The sequence below is a fragment of the Micromonospora sp. C97 genome, assembly GCF_018070385.1.
GTDB lineage: Bacteria > Actinomycetota > Actinomycetes > Mycobacteriales > Micromonosporaceae > Micromonospora > Micromonospora parva.
The window spans coordinates 213,422-236,776 of record NZ_JAGPXU010000002.1; the positions used below are offsets into that span (position 1 = coordinate 213,422).

Consider the following 23,355-nt stretch of genomic DNA (forward strand, 5'->3'; position numbering starts at 1 on the left):
GGCCGGTCGTCCTCAGCTCGCTGCGGGTGGGCGTACCGGTGCGGCGGTGAGCGAGTCGACCGAGCGCGGTGCGGCGGCCTCGCGGGGCGGGGCGTCCAGCGGCGCGGCCAGCACGTCCCGCTGCGGCACACCCCCGATGCCGGACTGCTCGGCGGCGATCTTCTCCTGCAGGCGCAGGATGCCGTGCAGCAGCGCCTCCGGCCGGGGCGGGCAGCCGGGCACGTACACGTCGACCGGGATGATCTGGTCGACACCCTTGGTCACCGAGTACGAGTCCCAGTAGGGGCCGCCGCAGTTGGAGCAGGCGCCGAACGAGATGACGTACTTCGGCTCGGGCATCTGGTCGTAGAGCCGCTTGATCGCCGGCGCCATCTTGTCGGTCACCGTGCCGGAGACCACCATCAGGTCGGCCTGGCGGGGGCCGTGGGCGAACGGGATCACGCCGAGCCGGATGAAGTCGTGCCGACCCATGCTGGTGGCGATGAACTCGATCGCGCAGCAGGCCAGACCGAAGTTGAACACCCAGAGCGAGTAGCGGCGCCCCCAGTTGAGCACGAACCGGATCGGCTCACCGAGCACTGCCGGCAGCTGCACGACCGCCTCCCTCCTACCCCCGTCGAACAGTCAATCACAGCTCCGGCGGGTACCCGTTGGGGCCGGTCACGATCCCCTTGGTTCGCACAGCCCCGCAGCCTGTCACGCACCTGACAACCCGACGGGCGCGAGGCCTGCAACCGTTGCGGGGCCCGTCGGGTGTCTTGCTCGCATCACCGCCACCGGAGCCATGGGGCGGTACTACGGGGAACGGGGAGACACGAATGACCAGAACCATCACCCGCCGGCTGCTGGCCGGTGTCCTGGGCGCGGGGGTCGCGCTGACCGGTCTGTCGGGGCCGGCGGTCGCCGGCCCGGGCGACACGGCGGTCTCGGTCGGCCGGCTGGTGCTCGAGCCGACCGCCCGGGGGTACGTGGGCAGCCTTCCGGTGACAGTCAACTACCGCGGCCACGACGCGGCGTACCTCAATCTGGCGGTCACCGAACCGGTCCCTGGCGCCTTCGACGGGCTCGACCCCGCCGATCCCTGCAATTTCGGGGTGCCACAGCCGGCCCGGACGATCTACTGCGGCGTGCCGGGCGGCGCGTTGCAACCGGGTGAGCGGCGAACGTTCACCGTTGACTTCCGGGTGCTCACCACCACCCGGCCGTACGCGATGGTCACCCCCGGTGGAAAGGTCGCCATCGAGACCGGAGACCGGAACCCCGCGAACGACACGGCAGCCTTCTCCGCGCTGTTCCGCTCGACGACGGGCTCACTGCGCGCCCCCCGCCCGTACGTGCGGGACACCATCGCGGACGCGGCCGTGAGCGCCGGCTCCGCCACCATGACGCGGCAGGAGGACGGCAGCTGGTTCGGGCGGGTGCCGATTACCGTCCGGGTCGCGGGCGACGCGGCACACGACGCGTACTGGCTCGCTCCGACTCTGCCACGTGGGGTCGATATCGGTGGCACCGAACCCGCGGACGTCTGCACGGCGCACTGCATGGTGGCCGGCGGGAAATTCATGCCCGGTGAGGAGCGAACGATAGCCCTGCTGATCTGGGCACCCGCCGAGGTGTCTCCCGGTGACCTCGGCACCGGTTCGGTGCAGCTGTACGGCAACTTTGGTTGGAGCGGCCAGCTGCCCGACGTCGACCCGGCCGACAACATCGCCACCTTCGCCGTCACCGCCGGCTGACCGAATGTCCTCGATGGAGGCGCGGCCGCAGGGGTTCCTGCGGCCGCGCACCCCCGCCGCACCCGATCCGGTGACGGCTCCCGCGCTTCTGCACATCGAGGTGAGCGGAGCGGTCCCGCACGACGATGGTCCCCGCTTCGACGAGGTCTACCGGCGTCACTTCCAGCCACTGGTGGTGCAGCTGTACGCGTTCGTCGGGGACATGAACGAGGCACAGGACCTGGTGCAGGAGGCGTTCAGCCGGGCCTGGCCCCGCTGGGACCGAATCTCCCGCTACGACGACCCGGTGGCCTGGATCCGTCGGGTCGCCTGGAACGTCGCGGTCAGCCGGTGGCGTCGCCTGCGCACCGCCCGGCTGTTCAGCCTCCGTCAGCGGGTGGAGGTGGTCAACGGGCCCGGTCCGGATCGGGTGGCACTCACCGCCGCGCTGGTGACCCTGCCGGCGAACCAACGGCGCGCGGTGGTTCTGCACTACCTGGCCGAGCTGACCATCAGTGAGATCGCCGAGGACTGCGGGGTGGCGGCCGGCACTGTCAAGTCCTGGCTGCACCGGGCCCGGGCCACGCTGGCCGATCGTCTGGCCGAGCAGGAGTCCGGACTCTCGAGCCGACAACCCGCGACCGTCGACGGCGGCCCGACCGGAAGGAGGGCGGACTAGATGGAGCAGCGCAACGAGCGAGCTGATTGGCTGGCGGCTGCCTTCGACGAGCTGAGCATCGCCGGCTTCCAGCAGGTCGACAAGCCTGATCCGGACGTGCCGCGTCGGCGGGCGTACCGCCGGCTTCGCAACCGGGTCGTGTCGTCGGGGATCGCCGCGGCGGTGCTCGTCGCGGTCGGCGGGGTGAGTCTGGTTCGGCCCGTGGCCGCTCCGCCGCCCACCGATGTCATCGCCCCCTCGCCGGTCACCGATTTTCCCTCGGTCCAGATGGAGAGTCTGGCAGCCGGTCCCACCAGCCAGTCGCCCACGTCCCTGCCGAGCGGTCCGTCGACGCCGACCGCGACGCCCTCCGCCAGCCCTCCGACCGATCGGCCAACCAGTTCCCGCCCCACGCCCAGGCCGAAGCCGACCCCTACCCGGTACGTCGACCTGTCGATCAGCGCCCCGCGCTCCCTCACTCTGGAGCCGTCCGACACCGCCTACACCGGAACGCTCGACGTCACGATGGGCAACGCCGCCACCCGGTCGTACGACGCCGGGGACCTGATCGTGGTGCTTCCCGTCGAGGCGACGATCAGTCTGAAGGGCACGAACATCGGCGGTTGCTTCCACCAGGGCCAGACCGACGACCTCAAGACGATGACCTGTACCGGCGACGGGCCGATTCCCCTCGGCGGCACCCGCTCCTACCAGATCGCCGTCACGGTGAACATCGCCCCGGGCGGGCCGGCCCGGACCCTCACCGGTTTCGCGCTCACCGTGCGGGCCAACGTGGGCGGAAAGTTCCCGGCCGACCGTTCGCCCGGCGACAACACCGCAGCTACCACCTTGCAGCTGCCCGCCAGTTGAGCGCCCGCGCCACCGGATCCGTCTCCATCGCGCGGGCGGCGCCGGTCGCCGCCCTCCACGAACGTCCCGGGGGCGACCGTGGCGGCCGGCGCTCCGGTCACCAGGTGGGGCGTTGCAGCAGCCCGACGAACTCCACCAACAGCCGCTCGCGCAGCGCCGGGGGCGCGGCGTCGAGCAGCGTGTTCACCACCGCCATCCGCTCGGGCAGCGGCGCACCGTCGGTGTCGCCGCCCATGCCCAGCCCGGCGGCGAGACCCGCGACCAGCTCCGGGGTGAGCGCGTCCGGGGTCAGTGACGTCGCCAGCGCCGTCAGTTCGGGCGGGAGTGCGACCGGGCCGGCCGCCTGGGCGGCGGCCACCGCCTCGGTCAGGTCCGGCCCGAACTCGGCCACCCGGGGCGCGACCGCTGCGGTCACCGTGAGGTGCACGCTGGCGGGCAGACCGGCGTACGACAGCTGGGGTTGGGTGTGCCAGCCCCGCGCGGTCAGCTCGTCGACCAGCACGAACAGGTCGGGGCCGTCTTCGGTGGCGGTGAAGCAGACCACTGTCGACTCCGGTTCGGCCATCAGCCGCAACCCGTCGACAGCGCGGACCGCGTCGGCCAGCCCGGCGACCGCGTCCCGGGTGACGCCGGCCAGCCGCAGGTAGCCCTCGTCGCCGAGGTGCCGCACCGTGGCGTACGCGGCGGCGATCGGGCCGCCCGAGCGGGTGGACGCGATCACCGGGTTGATCATCGTGTAGCCGGGCCAGTCGGCGTACGCGAAGTACTGCGGGGCGCGCAGCGTGGCGTCCCGGTGCAGCAGCACCGACACCCCCTTCGGCGCGTACGCGTACTTGTGCAGGTCGACCGAGATGGAGGTGACCCCGGGCACCGCGAAGTCGAACGGCGGCACCGGCTCCCCGAGGCGACGCAGGTACGGCAGGGTCCAACCTCCGAAGCAGGCATCCACGTGGCAGCGCACCCCGGCGTCGGCGGCGGCGGCGGCGATCTGCGCGACCGGGTCGATCACCCCGTGCGCGTACGACGGCGCGGAGCAGGCGACCAGCACCGTCTCCGGGCGGATGGCGGCGGCCATCGCGGCCGGGTCGGGACGCAGCGTCTGCGGGGAGACCGGCACGACGTCCAGCGCCACCCGCAGGTAGTGCGCCGCCTTGGCGAAGGCCGCGTGTGCGCTCGACGGCACCACGATCCGGGGTTCGGCGATCTCCGGGTGGGCGTCGCGGGCGGTCTTGACGGCGAGGATCAGCGACTCGGTGCCGCCGCTGGTGACGCTGCCGACGACGTCGGGGGCGGTGCTGCCCGGGCCAGCGCCCAGCACCCGGCCGGCGGCGGCGACCAGCGCGTTCTCCATCGCCAGCAGGGACGGGAACGCGGTCGGGTCCAACCCGTTGACGTGGGCGCTCTCCCGGTGGGCGGCGGCGGCCAGTTCGTCCAACCCCGGTACCGCCGGGTCGTAGACGTACGCGAAGAGCCGTCCCCCGTGGGTGGGCCGGTCGGCGCCGCGCAGTTGCCGGACCTCGGCGAGCGCGACCTCGGCGGGTACCCCGGTGGCGGAGAGCGCCCCGGCCTCAACCCTGTTCTCGTCGATCATGGAGTCATGGTGCCCTTCTGGTGACGGTCAACGGCCTTGTCGCCCAGCCCAACTCCATGATCGACCAGGTCGCTGTGGGCGGTGAGGGTGTACTGGCGGAGCAGGAGGACCGGCGGGGCGATCAGCAGGGCCGGGATCAGCGTGAAGCCGAGCAGGACGCCCAGCCTCGCCGTGTCGGACTGGGCGGCCGCCGAGCCGGTGTCGGAGGACACGTAGCCGGACAGTTGCAGCACCAGTCCGTAGATGCCGGGGCCGAGCGCCAGGCCGAAGGTCTCCCCGGCGGTCCACAGCCCGGTGAAGACGCCCGCCTGTCGTCGACCGGTGCGCGCCGTCTCGTGGGCGATGCAGTCCGGCAACATCGCCAGCGCGAAGACCTGCTGGCCGGCGTACCCCACGCCGATCAGCGCGACCACCGGATAGACGGCGACCGGCGGCAGCACCGGCGCGGCGACCAGTGTGAACGCGCCGACGGCGAGGATCAGCGAGGCGACGACCAGCGCGGTCCGCTTGCCCAGCCGGGCACCGACCCGGGTCCAGATCGGCATCACCAGCAGCGCCGGCCCGACGAAGCAGACGAACAGCAGGGTCGGCCCGCTCTTGTCGTCGCGAAGGATCTGCCCGGCGAAGTAGTTGACCCCGGCCAGGATCGTCGCCACCCCGGCGGACTGCACCACGAAGCAGATCAGCAGCGCCCGGAACGGGCGGTTGGCACCGGCCACGGCGAGTTGGGCACGCAGGGTCGGTTCGCTCTCCCCCACCGTGCCGGTGGGCGCGGACCGGGTGCCCAGGAACGCGCCGAGGGCGCCGAGGGCGATCAGCGCCGCCACGAACAGGCCCATCCAGCGGTGCCCGGCCACGCCGTCACCGCCGGCGCCCACCACCAGCGGCGCGACCGCGCCGGAGACCAGGATGGCCAGTGCCAGCACCGCGATCCGCCAGGTCATCAACCGGGTGCGCTCGGCGTAGTCGTCGGTCAACTCCGCCGGCATCGCCACGTACGGCACCTGGAAGAAGGCGAACGCGGTGGCGGTGGCGAGGAAGGCGAACGCCACGTACGCCGCGGCGGCCGAGCCGTTACCGAAGGGCGCGGCGAAGATCGACGCGAACAGGACGGCGAGCGCGAGGCCGGCGACGAGCAGGTACGGGCGGCGGGCGCCCCACCGCGACCGGGTGCGGTCGGAGATCCGCCCGGCGACCGGGTTGACCAGCACGTCCCAGGCCTTGGGCAGCAGCACCAGCAGGGCGGCCAGCCCGGCGGCCACGCCCAGGGTGTCGGTCAGGTACGGCAGCAGCAACAGACCGGGCACGGTGCCGAACGCGCCGGTGGCCAGTGAACCGAGCGCGTAGCCGGCGTGCACCGAGCGGGGCAGCGAGCCGGTGGCTGACGAGCCGGCGCCCGGCGGCGTTTTCATGGGGCTGAATGTTACTCACGTTATTTCGAGGCCTGACCAACCTGCCGGCCCTGGTGCGCACAGCCGAACAGTCAGGTTGGCGGCAGCACGGGCCCGCAACCGCCGTCACTGTTTCGGAGTGTTACCGGTGCCCAGGGCGGACCAGCCCGGCGGTGACGGGGAGGGACAGTGGCAGCAACGATGGGAGCCCGGGCCAATGAGCCACCGGCGGCCTGGACAGCCGGTGCGGCGGTCGCGGCGACGATCACCTTCGACGACTTCTACCACGCACACTTCGGCAGCGTGACCGCGCAACTCAGTGCGTACACCGGGGATCTGGGGCACGCGCAGGACCTGGCCCAGGAGGCGTTCTGCCGAGCGCTGGCCCGCTGGGACCGCCTGGTCCGGTACGACGACCCGGTGGCCTGGGTCCGGCAGGTCGCCTGGAACCTGGCCCGCAGCCGGTGGCGACGCCTGCGTACCGCCCGCAACCACCTGCTGCGGCAGCGCCGCGCCGAGGCGGAGGTGGCCGGCCCGAACCCCGACCGGGTGGCGATCGACACGGCGCTGGCGCAGCTGCCCGCCAACCACCGCCGAGCGGTCATCCTGCACTACCTGGCCGACCTCCCGGTCAGCCAGATCGCCGCCCAGGAAGGGGTGGCCGAGGGCACCGTGAAGTCCTGGTTGCACCGTGGCCGGGCCGCCCTGGCCGGGCTGCTCGACGAGAACACCGAGGGGGTGTGCGATGTCTGACCTCGACCCGCGACTGCGCGAGCGGTTCACCGCGTACCGCAACGATGTGGTCACCCACGTCACCGGCCCCGGCCCCGACCAGGCCCGGCACGTCCTGCGCCGACGCCGACGGATGACGGCGGCGGCGGTGGCCGCGGCGGCGGTCGTCCTGGTGGTGGCCCCCGTCGTCGCCAACGCCGCACTGCGCGACGCCCAGAACACGCCGGTGCCGGCGGAATCGGTCCAACCCACCACCACCCCGTCGACCTCGGCACCGCCGACGCCACCGCCGACCGGCTCGGCGACGCCGAGCGCCGAAGCCCCGGCCGGCCCGGACGGGCGGATCAGCCGGGCCCAGCTGCTCGCGGCCCGGATCGACCTGCCGAGCTGGCCGTCGGACCTCGCGGCGGGCGGCTGCGCCACCTCGAACGTGCGGCTGCGGACCGACACGACGAAGACCTACGTGTCGACGCTGACCGACGACGCGTTCGAGCACGGTGACCTCGATGGTGACGGGGCGGACGAAACCGTCGCCATCGTCGCCTGCCGGTACGGCGAGGCGTCGGCCAAGCAGGTGGTGGCCTTCGACCGGGACCGGGACGGTCGGATCGTGACAATGGGCCGGGTGGTCCGGACCGGTGACGGGTTCGACGACATTCTCGGCATGGAGACCACCCCGGCCGGGTCGGTCGAGGTGCGGGTGGCCGACATCGTGCCGTGCTGCGGCACCCCCGAGTACCTGCGGCGCGATCAGGTACGGACGTACCGATGGAACGGGCAGCGGTTCAGCCAGACGAACGGCCCCACGACGTTCGGCAGGGACCCCCGGCTCACCGATCTACGGGTGACCATGACCCACCAGCTCGAAGACGGTGCGGGAGCGGACAGTCGACGCCGACTCACCCTGGTCTTCACCGTCACCAACGCCGGGCCGGTCGACGCGGCCCAGGTCGCGTTCCACTCCCTTGAGGGCGGCGAACGGGCCGGCGGGGACTGGTCCCGCTGCGACCCGAACCCCAAGCCGTCGGCCGATCAACCGTCGTGCCTGCTCCCCGGGGTGCCGGCCGGTGAATCGCGCCGCTACACGTTCGTGCTTCTGGTGCCCGGCCAGCCGGCGCCCGACGCGATCGTCCGCAGGTTCCTCGTCGTCCACTGCGACGCCGCGGACCGCCAGTGGCCCGACCTGAAACGCAACGACAACGAGGTGCGGTCCCCACTGCCACTCTGAACGCCAGCACGGTGCCCCGGCCCCGCCCGGGGCGGGGCACCGTCGGTGTGGCAGGCCCCGGCCGTCACCGGTCACCCCCGCAGATGATCACAACTCCTCCTCCGGCGACCAGGCCGCCGCCGCGACGTCCACCCCCTCGCCCCGCAGCGGCACCCCCTCCGCGCGCAGTCGGGCCCGCGCCTCCCGCTCGTGCCCCGGCGGCAGTCGACCACTCGCTGTCACCACCCGGTGCCAGGGCACCGAGCCGCCGTGCCGGGCCATGATGTTGCCGACCAACCGGGCGGAGGCACGCCCCGAGCGTTCGGAGAGCGCGTCGGCCACCCCGCCGTAGGACATGACCCGGCCCTCCGGGATCCGCTCGACCAGGTCGAGCACCGCCTCGACGTACTCGTCAGGAGTCACAATCCGCCACCATATGGGAACGCCGCCGGGCGGCGCGTCCGTGACCACGCAGAATGGTCGGGTGCGCGACGCAGTCACGACGGCCCGGCGGGTCGTTGTCAAGATCGGATCCTCCTCGTTGACCACCGCGACCGGCGGGTTGGCCGACGAGCGCGTCGACACGCTGGTCGACACCCTCGGTCGGCTCACCGCCGAAGGGCGCGAGGTGGTGCTGGTGTCCTCCGGCGCCATCGCCGCCGGGCTCGCCCCGCTCGGGCTGTCCCGACGCCCGCGCGACCTGGCCACCCAGCAGGCCGCCGCCAGCGTCGGGCAGGGGTTGCTGATCGGTCGGTACGCGGCCAGCTTCGCCCGGCACGGCCGCACCGTCGGGCAGGTGCTGCTCACCGTCGACGACGTGACCCGGCGAGCGCACTACCGCAACGCGTACCGGACGCTGCGCAAGCTGCTCGACCTGCGGGCGGTGCCGATCGTCAACGAGAACGACACGGTGGCCACCCAGGAGATCCGCTTCGGCGACAACGACCGGCTGGCCGCCCTGGTGGCCGCGCTGGTCCACGCCGACCTGCTGGTGCTCCTCTCCGACGTGGACGCGCTCTGGACCGGCGACCCCACCAAACCCGACTCGACCCGGATCGCCGAGGTGCGCGACGACACGGACCTGGCCGACATCACCATCGGCGGGGCCGGCCGGTCCGGCGTCGGCACCGGCGGCATGGTGACCAAGGTCGAGGCGGCCCGGATCGCCACCGGCTTCGGCATCCCGGTGGTGCTCACCGCCGCCGACCTGGCCGCACCGGCGCTGGCCGGCGAACCGGTCGGCACGCTCTTCCACCCGCAGCAGCGGCGCCCGACGGCCCGGCTGTTCTGGCTGGCCCACGCCACCTCGCCCCGGGGGCGGCTGCACCTCGACCCCGGCGCTGTCGCCGCCGTCGTCGGGCGGCGCAAGTCGCTGCTGCCGGCCGGCATCACCGCCGTGGACGGCACGTTCACGGCCGGCGACCCGGTGGACCTGGTGGACACCGCCGGCGCGTCGGTCGCCCGCGGACTGGTCAACTACGACGCCGTGGAGTTGCCCGGGCTGCTCGGCCGCTCCACGTCCGAACTCGCCGCGGCGCTCGGCCCGGCGTACGAACGAGAGGTCGTCCACCGCGACGACCTGGTGCTGCTGTGAGCAGACCTTCCCACCTTCACGAGGAGTGCTGGCATGAGCGTGGTTGAGCAGGCGCGACGGGCCCGGTTGGCGGCGGAGACGCTGGCCGTGGCCACGCGTACGGTCAAGGACGCCGCGCTGGTGGCGATGGCCGACGCGCTGGTGGCGCGTACCCCGGAGATCCTGACCGCGAACGAGACGGACCTGGCGGCCGGCCGCGAGGCCGGGCTGAGCGCGGCCGTGCTGGACCGGCTCGCGCTCGACGCGGGTCGGGTGGCCGGCATCGCCGACGCGCTGCGCGAGATGGCCGCGTTGCCCGACCCGGTGGGCGAGGTGGTCCGCGGGTCCACCCTGCCCAACGGCCTGGAGTTGCGCCAGATCCGGGTGCCCTTCGGGGTGGTCGGCATCATCTACGAGGCACGGCCGAACGTGACGGTGGACGCCGCCGGGATCTGCCTCAAGTCCGGCAACGCGGCGCTGCTGCGCGGGTCGTCGTCCGCCGCACACTCGAACGCCGCGCTGGTCGCGGTGCTGCGCGACGCGGTCGCCGGGGCCGGCCTGCCCGCCGACGCGGTGCAGCTGCTCGACGCCAGCTCCCGTGATTCGGTAAAGGAGCTGATGCGCGCCCGGGGCCTCGTCGACGTGCTCATTCCGCGCGGTGGCGCGTCGCTGATCCGCACCGTGGTCGAGGAGTCGACGGTGCCGGTGATCGAGACCGGGGTGGGCAACTGCCACGTCTACGTCGATGCCGCCGCCGACGTGGCGAAGGCCGTCGCGGTGACGCTGAACGCCAAGACGCAGCGCCTCTCCACCTGCAACACGGCCGAGTCGCTGCTGGTGCACGCGGGCATCGCCGACGCGTTCCTGCCCCCGGTGCTGGCCGCGTTCGCCGAGGCGGGGGTGACAGTGCACGGCTCCCCCGAGGTGGCCGCGTACTCCGCCGCCGTGGTCCCGGCGACCGACGAGGACTTCGCCACCGAATACCTGTCCGCCGACATCTCCGTGGCGGTGGTCGACTCGCTGGACGCGGCGGTCGCGCACATCCGCCGCTTCGGCACCGGGCACACCGAGGCGATCCTCACCGACTCGGCGAGCGCGGCCCGCGACTTCGTCGCCCGGGTGGACGCGGCGGCGGTGATGGTGAACGCGTCGACCCGGTTCACCGACGGAGGCGAGTTCGGCTTCGGCGCGGAGATCGGCATCTCCACCCAGAAGCTGCACGCGCGCGGCCCGATGGGCCTGCCCGAGCTGACCAGCACCAAGTACGTCGTCACCGGCGACGGGCACCTGCGCTAACGGCAGCCGCTGCTAGCCGGGCGGCGCGGGGCGGGCCGCCCGGATGGCGGCCAGCGTGGTGTGCACGTCGAACTGGTGGCCGTCGTCGCTCTCCCAGCCACCGTCGCTGCGCTGGGTCTCGGTCAGCCGGCGTAACGCCCGCACCATGGTCCAGTCCTGTGGGTCCACGCCGGCGCGGCGCAGCGTGGCCGCCAGCCACGCCACCTCCCCCGGGGACATCTTCGGCATCCGCTCGGCGAGCACCACCTGGATCCGCGCCGACTCCTGGAACATCTCCTGCCGGTGCAGCACCGCCGCGCTCAGCCAGCCGGCGGCGAGGAACGACGGCCAGCTGCCGTCCGGGCGCAGCCGTGCGGCGAGCGAGTGGGCCGCCGCCTGCACCACTCCGGCGTACGCCCCACCGACGCGGTGGTCGAGCGGGCCCGACGCGCGCGCGTCGAGGCCGGCGACGGTGAGCCAGAAACCGGCGTTGGCCGACTGGAGGAACCCGGCCTCCGGATCGCCGGGCCGGGCCCACTCCGGGGCCGAGTCGGCCAGCGACGCGTCCTCGTCCCAACTGCCGTCGGCCTGCTGTCGCGACGCCAGCCAGTCCAGTGCCCGGCGAGCGGCAGGGCGACCGAGGGCACCCAGGTCGTCGAGCTCGGCGAGCCGGAAGCAGGTGGCGTCGATCGAGGCGGTCCCGCCGCCCCAGGTGGCCGGCCAACCACCGTCCGGTGACTGGCCGACCTCGGCGGTCTCCAGCAACTCGGCGGGTACGGGGGTGCCGTTGCGGAGCCAGGAGAGGCGGGCGCGTTCCACCGCATCCCCATGCGCCACGACGAACCCGATCGCGGCTTCCAAGTCGACCACGGCGGAGACGCTACCTGCGCAGACGCGATGCCGCCTCAGGGAATCGGCCAGCCCGGGATGGCTGCGTCGCTCCGGCCGGACGGCCGCCCGGCGTCATCTGCGTCGATTTGCCGGGGCGGCCGGACGGGCCGCCCCGGACCGATCGTCAGTACGCGGGCAGCGACGGGTCGATCTGCTTGATCCAGGAGAGCACGCCACCCTGCACGTGCACGGCGTCCTTGAACCCGGCCGCCTTGAGCGCGGCGAGTGCCTCCGCCGAGCGGACGCCGGACTTGCAGTGCAGCACGATCTGCCGGTCCTGCGGCAGCTTCGCGAGGGCCTCACCGGAGAGGATCTCGCCCTTGGGGATCAGGGTGGCGCCGGGGATCCGGACGATCTCGTACTCGGCCGGCTCACGCACGTCGACGAGGAAGATGTCCTTGCCGGCGTCCTGCCACTCCTTGAGCTCCAGCGCGGTGATGGTCGCGTCGAGCGTCGCCTCCTGGGCCTCCTCGGAGACCGCGCCGCAGAAGTCCTCGTAGTCTTCCAGCAGGTCGGTGACGGTGGGGTTCTCGCCGCAGAGCACGCAGTTCGGGTCCTTACGAACCTTGATCTTGCGGTATTCCATCTCCAGGGCGTCGTAGACCATCAGGCGGCCGACCAGCGGCTCACCGATGCCGGTGAGCAGCTTGATCGCCTCGTTCACCTGGATCGAGCCGATCGACGCGCAGAGCACCCCCAGCACGCCGCCCTCGGCGCAGGAGGGGACCATGCCGGGCGGCGGCGGCTCCGGGTAGAGGCAGCGGTAGCAGGGGCCGTGCTCGGCCCAGAACACCGACGCCTGGCCGTCGAAGCGGTAGATCGAGCCCCAGACGTACGGCTTGCCGAGCAGCACCGCCGCGTCGTTCACCATGTAGCGGGTGGCGAAGTTGTCGGTGCCGTCCACGATCAGGTCGTACTGGGCGAAGATCTCGCGGACGTTCTCCCGGTCCAGCGCGGTGTTGTGGATCTCCACGTTGACCAGGGGGTTGATCTCGCGGATCGACGCGGCGGCGGACTCGGCCTTGGACCGGCCGATGTCGGACACCCCGTGGATGACCTGGCGCTGGAGGTTGGACTCGTCGACGGTGTCGAAGTCGATGATGCCGAGCGTGCCGACCCCGGCCGCGGCGAGGTACAACAGGGCGGGCGACCCGAGGCCACCGGCGCCGACACAGAGCACCCTGGCGTTCTTCAGCCGCTTCTGCCCGGTCACCCCGACATCCGGGATGATCAAGTGACGTGAGTAGCGGCGGATCTCGTCTACGGTCAGCTCGGCGGCGGGCTCGACGAGCGGGGGCAACGACACGGTGGACTCCCCGGGATCGGCGGTGTGAACCGCGCCATTGTTGCTCGCGGGAGCCCCGCTCGGCCATGACTGACGACACGTGGTCCGCTATGCGGGAGCGGGAATAACCGACGAGCCCGTCGATCAGGGGACGATGTCCCCCGCGTAGCGACGGCCGTCGAGGTAGGGCCAGGCGTTGGCGACGCAGCCTTCCAGGCCGTACGTCTGCTGTTGCATCACCGGAGCGGGCTCCCCCGGGCCGGGGCACGCCTCGTGGTCCTCGCCGAACTCGTGACCCACCTCGTGGTTGATGACGTAGGTCCGGTAGGTGTCCAGGGAAGCGCCGTAGTCGGGGACCGCCTCCATCCAACGGGCCAGGTTGATGATGACCTGACCGGGCAGGCGACAGGAGGTGTAGCGCTCGGTGGTCAACCCGCCCTCCGCGCACATCCGCTCGGAGGTGACCGGGGTGGCCAGGTAGATGGTGAAGTCGGCGTCCTCCGGGTCGGCCACCCGTTGCACCCGCAGCTCGTCGGAGGCGATCCAACTGCGCGGGTCGGCCAGCACCTCGTCGACAGTTGCGGCGAAGACGTCGGGGTCCTGGCCGGCGTCGCGTTCGACGACGACCCGGTAGCGGCGCAGCGGACCGTCAGTGCCGTGCACGGGGGTCTCGCCGTCGGCGGCGGTGAAGCGTCCCGCTCCGACCGACGGGTAGCTGGTGGGCGCCGGGTGCGCGGCCACCCCACCGCCGTGACCCATTCCGCCCTGGGTGGCGGCCGGCGGCTCGACTGCCGGCTCGCCGCCCCGGCTCACTGTCACGCCGATGGCCGCGGCGAGCACGAGCAGGCCGAGCAGCATGCTGCGGCGACGCCGTCGGCGCATCCGAACGAACGTGGGACGCGCATCCCGCCGCGCCGACCGGTGATCGGGCGGCCGGGCCGGGCCGTAAGGGGACGACGGCGTCATACCGTCGAGCCTGCCAGATTATTCGGGCGTTTAACCGTTTTTATCGCTATTGCCACAAGATGCCCGATCGAGACTGATATTGGCGAGTCGGACCGATCGCCTCAGAGCGCCGGGCCGGCGTGCCGACGCCCATTGAGATACGGCCACGGGTTGGCCCGGCACCCGTTGAGGAAGAGCGTCTGCTGCATCATCACCGGCGCCGCCCGACCCGCACCGGGGCACCGCTCGTGCCGATGCCCGAGCTGGTGGCCCACCTCGTGGTTGACCACGTACGTGCGGTAGACCGCCAGCGGCACACCGGCCGAGACGAAGTGCGGCACCGACAACCGCCACCGATCCAGGTTGATGATCACCTTGCCCGGTGCCCGACAGGACGTGTACGGCCGGCCGTTGATCCGGATGTCCACCCCACCCTGTGCGCACATCCGCCCCGCGGTCCGGGCGGTCGCCAGGTAGACGGTGAAGTCACGAGGCGCGGCCCCGGGCACCTGCTGAAGCCGCAACCTGCCGCTGTCGACCCAACTGCCCGGCCCGGCCAGTGCCACCTGGACCGCATCGGCGAACTCGGCGGCGTCCTCGGCGCTGCCCGACTCCACAGCGACCCGGTACCGTCGCACCTCACCCGCCCGACCCAGCACCGGGCCGGAGCGCGCGTCATAGCCGAACCTGCCCGTACCGGCGCTCGGAACCGGCCCGGGCACCCGCAACACCGCCGACGGACTGGGCGAAACCACGTCGACGGGCGACGGGTCGGCCGACGGCGGCAGCGGCCCGGCCACCAGCGGGGCAGGCGTACCCACCTCCTCCGCGGCCAGCCGTTCACCACCGGGTTGCCCGCCCCGCCCTTCGGCGACCACCGTCACCGCCGCACCGACGGCCACCGCCACCGCCACCAGTTGGGCGAGCAACGCGAAACGCCGTCGACGGCGCACGGGGTGGCGGGCTGAGCTGGGCATCCGGGTCAGCCTGCCAGATCAGAGCGCCCCACCGCGTCCTCCGTTTCGGCGAGCAGGCCGACCACCGCGCGGGCAACCAGCCGGGGAACCTCCAACTGCGCCACATGGCCGACACCGTGGAGCATCATCAATCGGCTGTCCGGAATGACCCGGGCGGTCTGCGGCGCCACCCGCACGTCGACAAGGCGGTCCTGCCGGCCGCCCACCACCAGGGTCGGTGCGCGTACCGCCGCGGCGAGGCGCCACAGCGACCCCGGCCCCGGCAGGTACGCGCGCAGGAAGCTGGCGACCAGCCCACGGAACGTCCGGACGTACGCGGCGGCGTAGTGCTCGGCCTCGTACCGCACCCGGATCTCCTCCAGCGCCTCGGCCCGACGCTGATCGCAGATCCGGCTCAGGTCGGCGACGCACGCCTCCAGCACCTGCTGGGCCATCACCTCCGGCGCGAGCTGGGTGAGGTGCCGGGCGACCAGCCGCTCACCACGCGGAATGGCGAGCACCGGCAGCATCCGCCCCTGCAACGAGCGCCGGAAGTCCAGGAACGGCAGCGCCGGGGAGATCAATGTGAGGGTGCGGACCAGGTCCGGCCGGAGCCCGGCGACCTGGACCGCGACCGCGCCGCCCAGCGAGTTGCCGAACAGGTGCACCGGACCGCGACCGGAGTGCTCGATCCAGCGGACCACCAGATCGGCGAAGGCCGGAATCGTGTACCGCGGACCCGGCTCGCTCCGGCCGAAGCCGGGCAGGTCGATGGCCTGACCGTCCAGTCGGTCGGCGAGCAGCCCGGCCAGGTCCGTCCAGTTCTGCGACGACCCGCCCAGCCCGTGCACGTACAGCGCCGGCTGCGCGCCAACGGCGGTGGCCGGGGTGTCCCGCACGTACGTGACCCGGCCGTCGAGCCGGACTTCCCGGCCCGGCCACGGCGGCGGGACGCGGTCGTCGGGGAGCAGGTGGTCCGGCCAGAGGGTGGCGCGTCTCATTGCTCCAGTCTGCCCCGGACCACTCAGGACAGCAGCGCCTCCAGCCGACGGTTGACCGCCGCCAACGTCGCCCGGACCACCGCCTGACGGGGATCACCGGCGACCAGGGCCGACCCGGCGAGCTGCTCGACCCAGCCCTCACAGACCAGCAACGCCACCACGGTGGCCACCTCGCAGTTGCCGAACGGCACCACCGCCGCGTGTTCGACGAAGCAGCGTCCCCGCTCGGCGTTGTCCGCGCCGCGCAACAACTCGTCCACGGCGGCGGCCGCCGCCACCGCGCAGAGCCGCAGCACGTAGCCGTCCACCGCCGGCCCGGTGGCGTACCCGGAGGCGCTGTCGCCCCCGGCCAGCAGCCGGACCTCGACGTTCGCGTCCAGGCCGAAGGTGCTGACCTGCACGTGGTCGATCACCACCCGGGGCCCCGGGACGCCGCCGGTCTCCAGCGGCCGGGACGGCGCGGACTCCGTCGTGGTCACCTGACCACCGGAGTACGACGTGCCGAGCGTCGCCGGGCTACCGGTCGCGGCGCCGGCCGGCGCGGCGGAGACCGATCCGGGTTCCTCCACCGTGGCCCGGCCCCGGTGCGGAGCGTTCGACCGCCGCCGACGCGTCGGGTCCGTGCTGGTCCGCTGTTCCGGGCCAGCCGGCGCGGCCTCGGACCGACCGCCGGTCGGGCGGGCGGCCGTCGGCGACGTGGCCGCCCGAACCTCGCCGGGATCACGCGCGGCAGCGTTCTGCGTTTCCGGGGTACGCCGCTCAGCCGGTCGGGGTTCGGCAGCGCGGCGGCGCACCGGCGGAGGCGGCGTGCTGGGCAGGCCGGGCACGTTCTGCGGGGCCGCGGCCAACCCCATCCGCTCCTGGAGAAGCCGGGCCACCTGCCGGCTCACCTCGGCCGGGTCGGCGCCGTCGGCCAGGTCCAGTCGCAAGCTGTGCGCCCCGGCCGGGGTACGGCGCAGGGCCGCGTCGCGGACACCTGCCACCTCCCGGACGGCGTCCAGGATGGCGTTGACATCGAACCCCTCGGGGCGCTCCCGCAACGGGGCTGGCTCGTCGTCCCGACGCAGGTGGGTGGCGATGCGGGCGAGTTCCGGGGTTTCGGCGGGGGGCTCCACGGCTGGCGGCTCCGGCACGACGGGCACGTCCGGTTCCGCGGGGACGCGCTGCGGCAGCACCACCGCGCTCGGGGCCGACTGCCGGCCGTCGTCGGCCGGCGACGTCGGGTCCGGGGCGGATCGTCGCGCCGCGTACGGAGAGACGGACGACGGTGCGGGCTGACCGGTGCGGCCGGAACCCTTTTCGGCGGCGGGCGGTGTGACGTCTTTCGAGGGCAGGCCGCTGGCGGGTGCGGCCGGCTGGGGCGACTCGACGGACGAGGGACCGGGCTCGGGTGTCGCCGGCCGGAGCCGGAACGGGGCGGTCGGCCGGGTCTCGGGCCGGGACCGACCGGGCGGCTCACCGCCGTCGCCCGCACCGGTGCTGGCCGCTCGACTGGCCGGCCAGGACGGGCGTTCGACAGGGGTCGCGGGGAGCCGGCCCTCGGACCAGTCCGGCCGCTCGGTTCGGGAGCTGCTCGCGGCGGGCGAACCGCCGGTCCAGGACGGGCGCTCCGCCACCAGCGACGGGCCGGCCGGGGCCGGTGGCGCGTCGGCCAGCGTGGGAGGTGGCCCGGCCGGTGCCGGCGGCGGGCCGGCCGGTGCAGCGGCCGGCGCGTCGACCGACGGGTCGGCCGGTGACGGGCTGGCGGCCCAGGAGGGCCGCGTCGACGGCGAGCTGGCCGGTGCCGGATCGGACCCGCCGGCCCAGGACGGCCGCGTCGACGGCGCGCTGGTCGTGGGCGGTGGGGACCCGCCGGCCCAGGACGGTCGTACCGGAGGCACGCTGGTCGCCGCCTCGGACCCGCCCGCCCAGGACGGCCGCACCGGCGGCGCACCGGGTGGCGTCGGATCGGAACCCCCGGCCCAGGAGGGCCGTGCGGGCGGCGCGCTGGTGGGGTCGGGGTCGCCCCCACCCGCCCAGGACGGCGGGTCGGCCCGAGGTCTGCCGGTCGCCCCGGACGCCGCCCAGGACGGCCGGTCGGCGGGCGGACCGCTGGTCGGCGTCGCACCGCCGCCAGCCCAGGACGGCCGGTCGGCGGGTGGCGCGCTCGTCGGTTCGGCGGGGGACTCCGGCGCGGACTCGGACTCGCCCCGGCCGGGTTCGTAGCCACGGCCTGGATCGGCGCGCACCGGCTCGTACGGACGGGGCACCTCGGCGCGCACCGGCTCGTACGGCTGGTTGGGCTCGGCGACCCAACCCGGCGCCGACTCGTCCCGGGCTGCCGGGCCAACCGACTCGTCGTCCTGGCGGGACCAGGGCGGGGCCCATCCCCCACCCCAACTCGGACGGTTCCAGCTCGGCCCCGACCAGTCGGGCTCGATGGCCGACGACTCCCCGGCCCGGTGCGCGTCCCCGGGACGGTGCGGGTCCCCGGGACGGTGCGGGTCGGCCGGCCGGGCAGCCTCGGCAGCGCGACCGGGCTCGCCGTCGTCGGCCTGCCCGGCCGGGCCCGGGGTGCGTCCCGAACTCGCCGCGTGCTCCGGTGGGACCGGGTCCCGCCAGTCGCGTGGCGCGGTCGGGCTGTCGTCGGCGGCCAGCCGCTCGACGGTCGGAGCGTGGAAGCCGGGCGGCACCTCGAAACCCGACGCCGCGGTGCCGACGGGCGGCACCTGGACGGCAGGTGGGGCCGAGGTGGGCAGGCCGGGTTCGGCCCAACGGGCCCGGTGCGCGGCGGCCGGATCGACGGTGGGGTGCGGGGCGGGACCGGTGTCGGGCTCGGCGACACCCTGCTCCGCCGACGGCGCGGGACGCTGGGCGGGCACCACGAGCCGGTCGCTGGCCGCCCCGGGGCGACCCTCGGCGGGCAGCCCGGGCGGGGCGCTCACCGGCGTGGGGCGTCCCGCTGGCGGTTCGAGACCGGGGAGGTGGACGCCGTTGACGTCGTCCGGGGGGTGCACGCCGTTGACGCGGTGGCCGTTGGCGCGGGCCGGCGGCTCCGGGTCGTCCGGTCGTCCGACCAGCGGCGATGGCAGGTCACCGTGTCGCGCCGAGGCGGCCCGCCAGCCCGACGCGGGGTCGGGCTGCCAGCGCGGCGCCTCATCCCGGGCGTCCTCGCGGTCGGCGGCCCGGGGCCATCCTCCCGCCGGTGGCGCCCACCCGCTGACGGAACGGCTCGGGTCGTCGTGCTGACCCGCTCCGTCACCGTGCTCTCCCGGGGTGGCGGCTCCGGGTTGCCCTGTTTCACTCACCGCGCGCTCCTTGGTCGCCCCCGCTGAGGCTACCGTGTGCCGAGAGTGGCGATAAGTTACAGCGGCGGGCCATTTCCACAACGGAGGTCACGGGCCTCGCCCGGTCTGGGGGGAAAATGCCGGCTCGTACGGAGAACTCGGAGGATCCCATGACCGCTGCGGGGAACGGTGCACAGACCGCTGGCCGGCCCACCCGCCTGCCCCGCTCCGCGCGTCGTAAGCAGCTTCTCGCTGCGGCGCAGGAGGTGTTCGTCGCGCAGGGCTACCACGCCGCCGCGATGGACGACATCGCCGAGCGGGCCGGGGTCTCGAAGCCGGTGCTCTACCAACACTTTCCCGGAAAGATGGATCTCTACCTGGCGCTGCTCGACACGCACTGTGACGCCATCGTCGCTCAGGTGCAGGAAGCGATGCGCGGCACCAGCGACAACAAGGAGCGGGTCAGCGCGTCCGTGCGGGCGTACTTCGACTTCGTCGACCACGAGAGTGAGGCGTTCCGGCTCGTCTTCGAGTCGGATCTGCGTAACGACCCGGCGGTGCGGCAGCGGGTGGAGCGGGTCGAGCAGGGCTGCATCGCGGCGATCACCGACACGATCATCTCCGACACCGGGGTGAGCCGGGCACACGCCGAGTTGCTCGCCTCCGGGCTGGTCGGGGCCGCGGAGACGGCCGCGCAGTTCTGGCTGGCCGGCGGGCGGCAGGTGCCGAAGGCCGAGGCCGAGGCGTTGGTGGCCGCGCTGTCGTGGCGGGGCATCGCGAGCTTCCCGCTGCAAGGTGAGTCAGCCTGACCGTCGACCCCGTGATCGGATAGCCTTCGCAGGGCGGTTCTTTCGCCCCAGTTGAGGAGGCACAGTGGAGGTCAAGATCGGCGTGCAGTACGCGCCGCGCGAGCTGGTTCTGGACAGCGCGCAGTCGCCGGCCGAGATCGAGCAGATCGTGACCGACGCCTTCGCCGGCAACGGCGGCACGCTCTCCCTGACCGACGAGAAGGGCCGGCGGGTCATCGTTCCCGTCGAGAAGGTCGCCTACGTCGAGATCGCCGAGGCGTCGCCCCGGGCGGTCGGGTTCACCGTCCGCTGACCGGTCCGGCCATCGCGGCAGGTCGGCGTCCGGCCCACCTGCCGCAGGCCGGCACCGACCCGACCAGCCGACGCTCAGGCGTGCGCCGAGCGGTCGACCGGTCAGTTGTTCAACCCGGCGGCGGTCATCCGTGCGGTGTGCGCGGCGGTGAGCCTGCCGAACAGCCCCGGCACGTCGACCCGGCCGTCCCGTGCGATCAGCGCGGTGAGCGTGGCCCGCTCGGCGGCGACCCGGCCGGCCTGGGACAACGCCTCTCCGACCAGCCGTCGGGCCCACATCGAGAGCCGACCGGCCACCCGGGGGTCGTCGGCGACGGCCAACCTGATCTCCGCCGCGGCAAAGTCCGCGTACCGCAAGTCGTGCAGGACGTCCAGCACCAACGCCCGGTCCGGTTCCGCCAGCGCGTCGGCGATCTCGCGGACGAAGTCGTCGGTGATCGCGTCACCGACGTACGCCTTGGTGACCACTTCCGCCCAGTCCCGCGGCTCGGTCGAGTCGTGGTACGCCTGCACCGGCTCGACATAGGGTGCCATCGCGTCCTCCGGCGGTACGCCCAGTTCGGTGAGCCGGTCGGCGAGGCGTCGGTAGTTGGCGATCTCGGCCGCGGCCATCTCGTTCAGCGCGGCCCGGCGGCGCAGGTCGGGAGCGAGGCGGGCGTCGCCGGCCATCCGCTCGAAGGCCAGCAGCTCGCCGAAGGCGACGAGACCCAGAAGATCGACGACGGCAAAGGCGGACACGAGCGGCAGGCTACCGGGCGCGCGCCCGCGCCGGCCCGATCGATCATGAAGCCGCGGTGCGCGTCGTAACCGTTTTCGCCAACTTCGCACCTGATACGACTCCCACCCGACTCTGCGGGGGCGGGGCGAACCAGGTCAGTCAAGCCGTGATGCAGGTCACATTTACTTGCCCCGCGTGGCGGATGGCCGCCCGGGAATCGGGACGCAGGCATGCCTGTTCAGGTAACATGGAGCAGTTGCCGTGGGCGCCGATCTGATCGAAGCTCAGCCTGCGGCGCGCGTGCGGCCCGGTCCAGCTCGGCAATCTGCCGCCGACCGTGTGGCCCGCGTCATACCGAACGCGCCCTGAGGACAGGACGGGCGCACCCACGAGAGGGCACCCCCACATCCACATGAGCGACCTGACTCAAGATTTGCTGGACGGCCAGGAACTGGCCCCCACCGCCCCGGTCCGACCGGAGGCCCCCACGTTCGCCGCACTCGGCGCCCGCGCCGAGACCGTCGAGGCGCTGGCCTCGGCCGGCATCACCCGCGCCTTCGCCATCCAGGAGTACGCGATCCCGATCGCGCTGCGCGGCGTCGACCTGATCGGGCAGGCACCCACCGGCACCGGCAAGACCCTCGGCTTCGGCGTTCCGCTGCTCGACCGGGTCTTCGCCCCGAGCGAGGGCAGCGACGGCGTCCCGCAGGCGCTGGTCGTCGTCCCCACCCGTGAGCTGGGCATCCAGGTTGCCAAGGACCTGGCCGCCGCTGGCCGGACGCGCGGCGTCCGGGTGCTGCCGATCTACGGCGGCGTGGCGTACGAGCCGCAGATCGACGCGCTGCGCAAGGGTGTCGAGATCCTGGTCGGCACCCCCGGGCGACTGATGGACCTGCAGAAGCAGAAGCACCTGCGGCTCGACCGGGTGCGCGCGCTCGTCCTCGACGAGGCCGACCGGATGCTCGACCTGGGCTTCCTCGACGACGTCGAGAAGATCCTGGCGATGCTTCCGGAAGACCGGCAGACGATGCTCTTCTCGGCCACCATGCCGGACCCGATCGTCACCCTGTCGCGGCGTTTCCTGCGCCAGCCGATGACGATCCACGCCGGGCACACCGCCGAGACCGGCCCGTCGCCGCAGACCCAGCAGCTGGTCTACCGCACCCACTCGATGAACAAGGTCGAGGTGGTGGCGCGCATCCTCCAGGCGGAGGGGCGTGGGTTGACCATGATCTTCACGCGTACCAAGCGGGCCGCCGACCGGGTCGCCGAGGACCTCGACTTCCGTGGGTTCGCGGTCGCCGCGGTCCACGGTGATCTCGGCCAGGGTGCCCGCGAGCGGGCCCTGCGGGCCTTCCGGGCCGGCAAGATCGACATCCTGGTCGCCACCGACGTGGCGGCCCGCGGGTTGGACGTCACCGGCGTCACCCACGTCATCAACTACGACTGCCCGGAAGACCAGGACACCTACACCCACCGGATCGGTCGTACCGGCCGGGCCGGCGCGACGGGTGTCGCGGTGACCTTCGTCGACTGGGACGACATGCCGCGCTGGCGGATCATCGACAAGACCCTCGGTCTGGAGATGCCGGAGCCGCCGGAGACGTACCACACGTCGCCGCACCTCTACACCGACCTGCACATCTCCACCGAGGTCAGCGGCACGCTGCCCACGGCCGAGCGCACCCGGGCCGGGCTGTCCGCCGAGATCGAAGAGGACCTGGGTGGGACGACCCGCTCCCGCCGGGGCGACAGCGGCGGCCGAGGCTCCCGACGCGGTGAGAGCCGTGGCGAGGGTCGCGGCGAGGGTCGCGGCGAGGGTCGCGGCGAACGTCGTGGTCGGGGCGATGGTCGCCGCGACCGCCCCGACGCCGGCACGCCGGCCGCCGCCGACGCACCCGCTGTCGACGCCGCCGAGGAAGGCACCCGTACCCCCCGCCGCCGGCGTCGCCGCCGCGCCGGCGAGGTGGTCGCGGGCGAGACCACCGCGGTGATCTCCGCCGACTCCGGCCCCGCCGAGCCGACCACCGCGTCCGACGGTGAACCGTCGAAGCCGCGCCGCCGCCGACGCCGCCGTGGTGGCGGTTCCGGTGCGGGTACGCCGGCCGAGGCGACCGCCGACTGACCACCAGCCACACCTGACATCCCCCGCACCGCCTCGCGCGGCGTGGGGGATGTTCC

21 protein-coding genes are annotated in these 23,355 nt (G+C 73.4%); 10 read left to right on the plus strand and 11 right to left on the minus strand.

What is annotated here, in order from left to right; all coding sequences use genetic code 11:
• Positions 1-12: 12 nt before the first annotated feature.
• Positions 13-594 (minus strand): NADH-quinone oxidoreductase subunit B, encoded by a 582-nt coding sequence (locus tag KBX26_RS04180; protein WP_210864768.1) that lies wholly within the window; start codon positions 592-594, stop codon positions 13-15.
• Between the two features lie 224 nt (positions 595-818).
• Between KBX26_RS04180 and KBX26_RS04185 the strand changes: the two genes are divergently transcribed.
• Genes KBX26_RS04185 through KBX26_RS04195 form a run of 3 tightly spaced genes read left to right on the plus strand, consistent with a single transcriptional unit; the run spans position 819 to position 3,243 of the window.
• The gene (locus KBX26_RS04185) at positions 819-1,736 is read left to right on the plus strand and encodes a hypothetical protein (protein WP_210864769.1); all 918 of its coding nucleotides are present in this window, start codon (positions 819-821) and stop codon (positions 1,734-1,736) included.
• A 13-nt stretch (positions 1,737-1,749) separates the two neighbouring features.
• Positions 1,750-2,394: a SigE family RNA polymerase sigma factor gene (locus KBX26_RS04190; RefSeq protein WP_374224204.1), complete on the plus strand. Its 645-nt coding sequence runs from the start codon at positions 1,750-1,752 to the stop codon at positions 2,392-2,394.
• Complete coding sequence (locus KBX26_RS04195; RefSeq protein WP_210864771.1) at positions 2,395-3,243, plus strand: hypothetical protein; 849 nt, start codon at positions 2,395-2,397, stop codon at positions 3,241-3,243.
• Between the two features lie 97 nt (positions 3,244-3,340).
• Here KBX26_RS04195 and KBX26_RS04200 read toward each other — a convergent pair whose 3' ends face one another.
• Positions 3,341-4,834, minus strand: coding sequence for an aminotransferase class V-fold PLP-dependent enzyme (locus tag KBX26_RS04200; RefSeq protein ID WP_210864772.1), 1,494 nt, complete (start codon positions 4,832-4,834; stop codon positions 3,341-3,343).
• Entirely contained in the window at positions 4,831-6,246 is a 1,416-nt protein-coding gene (locus tag KBX26_RS04205) for an MFS transporter (protein ID WP_210864773.1), read from the minus strand. The genes KBX26_RS04200 and KBX26_RS04205 overlap by 4 nt, the downstream gene beginning before the upstream one ends.
• Before the next feature lie 168 nt (positions 6,247-6,414).
• Between KBX26_RS04205 and KBX26_RS04210 the strand changes: the two genes are divergently transcribed.
• Together KBX26_RS04210 and KBX26_RS04215 are read left to right on the plus strand one after the other, a co-directional pair.
• Positions 6,415-6,978, plus strand: a complete 564-nt coding sequence (locus KBX26_RS04210; RefSeq protein WP_307857743.1) for a SigE family RNA polymerase sigma factor — start codon at positions 6,415-6,417, stop codon at positions 6,976-6,978.
• Positions 6,971-8,185, plus strand: a complete 1,215-nt coding sequence (locus tag KBX26_RS04215) for a hypothetical protein (protein WP_210864774.1) — start codon at positions 6,971-6,973, stop codon at positions 8,183-8,185. Before KBX26_RS04210 ends, KBX26_RS04215 begins: the two co-directional genes overlap by 8 nt.
• Positions 8,186-8,272: 87 nt before the next feature.
• On the opposite strand, the gene KBX26_RS04220 is transcribed toward KBX26_RS04215, so the two are convergent.
• Positions 8,273-8,587, minus strand: coding sequence for an MGMT family protein (locus KBX26_RS04220; protein WP_030329806.1), 315 nt, complete (start codon positions 8,585-8,587; stop codon positions 8,273-8,275).
• Positions 8,588-8,600: 13 nt separating this feature from the next.
• Here KBX26_RS04220 and proB point away from each other — a divergent pair, with 13 nt between their 5' ends.
• Positions 8,601-9,758: a glutamate 5-kinase gene (proB, locus tag KBX26_RS04225; protein ID WP_051708244.1), complete on the plus strand. Its 1,158-nt coding sequence runs from the start codon at positions 8,601-8,603 to the stop codon at positions 9,756-9,758.
• Positions 9,759-9,791: 33 nt separating this feature from the next.
• Positions 9,792-11,033 (plus strand): glutamate-5-semialdehyde dehydrogenase, encoded by a 1,242-nt coding sequence (locus KBX26_RS04230; protein ID WP_210864775.1) that lies wholly within the window; start codon positions 9,792-9,794, stop codon positions 11,031-11,033.
• A gap of 12 nt (positions 11,034-11,045) precedes the next feature.
• Here the strand turns inward: KBX26_RS04230 and KBX26_RS04235 are convergent, their stop codons facing one another.
• The 6 genes from KBX26_RS04235 to KBX26_RS32910 form a co-directional block, all read right to left on the minus strand.
• Positions 11,046-11,933 (minus strand): prenyltransferase/squalene oxidase repeat-containing protein, encoded by an 888-nt coding sequence (locus KBX26_RS04235; protein ID WP_030329803.1) that lies wholly within the window; start codon positions 11,931-11,933, stop codon positions 11,046-11,048.
• Positions 11,934-12,027: 94 nt separating this feature from the next.
• Complete coding sequence (gene moeZ, locus KBX26_RS04240) at positions 12,028-13,209, minus strand: adenylyltransferase/sulfurtransferase MoeZ (RefSeq protein WP_030329802.1); 1,182 nt, start codon at positions 13,207-13,209, stop codon at positions 12,028-12,030.
• Between the two features lie 123 nt (positions 13,210-13,332).
• Positions 13,333-14,154 carry a DUF3152 domain-containing protein gene (locus KBX26_RS04245; protein ID WP_210864776.1) on the minus strand — a complete coding sequence of 274 codons (822 nt, stop codon included), beginning with the start codon at positions 14,152-14,154 and terminating at the stop codon, positions 13,333-13,335.
• Between the two features lie 101 nt (positions 14,155-14,255).
• Positions 14,256-15,110 carry a DUF3152 domain-containing protein gene (locus KBX26_RS04250; RefSeq protein WP_210864777.1) on the minus strand — a complete coding sequence of 285 codons (855 nt, stop codon included), beginning with the start codon at positions 15,108-15,110 and terminating at the stop codon, positions 14,256-14,258.
• A gap of 5 nt (positions 15,111-15,115) precedes the next feature.
• Positions 15,116-16,090, minus strand: a complete 975-nt coding sequence (locus KBX26_RS04255; RefSeq protein WP_210864778.1) for an alpha/beta fold hydrolase — start codon at positions 16,088-16,090, stop codon at positions 15,116-15,118.
• A gap of 23 nt (positions 16,091-16,113) precedes the next feature.
• Entirely contained in the window at positions 16,114-18,012 is a 1,899-nt protein-coding gene (locus tag KBX26_RS32910) for a hypothetical protein (protein ID WP_374224218.1), read from the minus strand.
• 1,514 nt (positions 18,013-19,526) lie between these two features.
• On the opposite strand from KBX26_RS32910, the gene KBX26_RS04265 reads away from it, so the two are divergent.
• Positions 19,527-20,165, plus strand: a complete 639-nt coding sequence (locus KBX26_RS04265; RefSeq protein WP_030329797.1) for a TetR/AcrR family transcriptional regulator — start codon at positions 19,527-19,529, stop codon at positions 20,163-20,165.
• Positions 20,166-20,229: 64 nt separating this feature from the next.
• Positions 20,230-20,457 (plus strand): DUF3107 domain-containing protein, encoded by a 228-nt coding sequence (locus KBX26_RS04270; RefSeq protein WP_030329796.1) that lies wholly within the window; start codon positions 20,230-20,232, stop codon positions 20,455-20,457.
• 101 nt (positions 20,458-20,558) lie between these two features.
• Here KBX26_RS04270 and KBX26_RS04275 read toward each other — a convergent pair whose 3' ends face one another.
• On the minus strand, positions 20,559-21,194 hold the full coding sequence (locus tag KBX26_RS04275; protein WP_307857744.1) for a ferritin-like fold-containing protein: 636 nt from the start codon (positions 21,192-21,194) through the stop codon (positions 20,559-20,561).
• Positions 21,195-21,586: 392 nt separating this feature from the next.
• On the opposite strand from KBX26_RS04275, the gene KBX26_RS04280 reads away from it, so the two are divergent.
• Positions 21,587-23,299: a DEAD/DEAH box helicase gene (locus KBX26_RS04280; protein WP_210864779.1), complete on the plus strand. Its 1,713-nt coding sequence runs from the start codon at positions 21,587-21,589 to the stop codon at positions 23,297-23,299.
• Positions 23,300-23,355 lie beyond the last annotated feature (56 nt).